This is a genomic window from Micromonospora sp. SL1-18, assembly GCF_047921505.1.
Classification (GTDB): Bacteria; Actinomycetota; Actinomycetes; order Mycobacteriales; family Micromonosporaceae; genus Micromonospora.
The window spans coordinates 1-631 of sequence record NZ_JBLROA010000203.1; the positions used below are offsets into that span (position 1 = coordinate 1).

General features: G+C 65.0%; 1 protein-coding gene. It reads left to right on the forward strand.

The features are described from left to right. A partial coding sequence (locus tag ACNAW0_RS30570; protein ID WP_416291511.1) for a reverse transcriptase domain-containing protein occupies nucleotides 1-631 on the forward strand: 631 nt, incomplete at both ends.

Genomic DNA, 631 nt, shown 5'->3' on the forward strand with positions numbered 1-631 from the left:
CCCGAAACGCCGAGCCCATGACGCGATCGCCGAGATTCATCAGTTCACCTCCCGCTCCTACGAGTGGGTGTTCGAGGCTGACATCGAGGCGTGCTTCGACCAGATCTCCCATCCGGCGCTGATGGACCGGGTCCGTCGTCGGGTCGGGGACAAACGCGTCCTGGGTCTGGTCAAGGCGTTCCTGCGCGCGGGTATCCTCAGCGAGGACGGCCAGGCGCAGGCCACCATCGCCGGCACCCCACAAGGGGGCATCCTTTCGCCCCTGCTCGCGAATGTGGCACTGTCGGCGCTCGACGAACACTTCATCGAGCACTGGCAGACCAACAGCGGCACCGACTATCAACGGACCAAGCGTCGCCGGGCTGGGCTGCCCAACTACAGAATCGTCCGCTACGCGGACGATTTCGTGGTGATGGTCAGCGGCAGCCAGGCACACGCAGAGGCCCTGCGAGAAGAGGTCGCCGAGGTCCTCGCACCGATGGGCCTGCGCCTGTCGGAGGCGAAGACGAAGGTCTGCCACGTTGACGAGGGCTTCGACTTTCTGGGCTTCCACATCCAGCGGAGGCGCAAGCGAGGCACCGGTAAGCACGTGGTCTACACCTACCCGTCGAAGAAGGCGTTGGCCTCCATC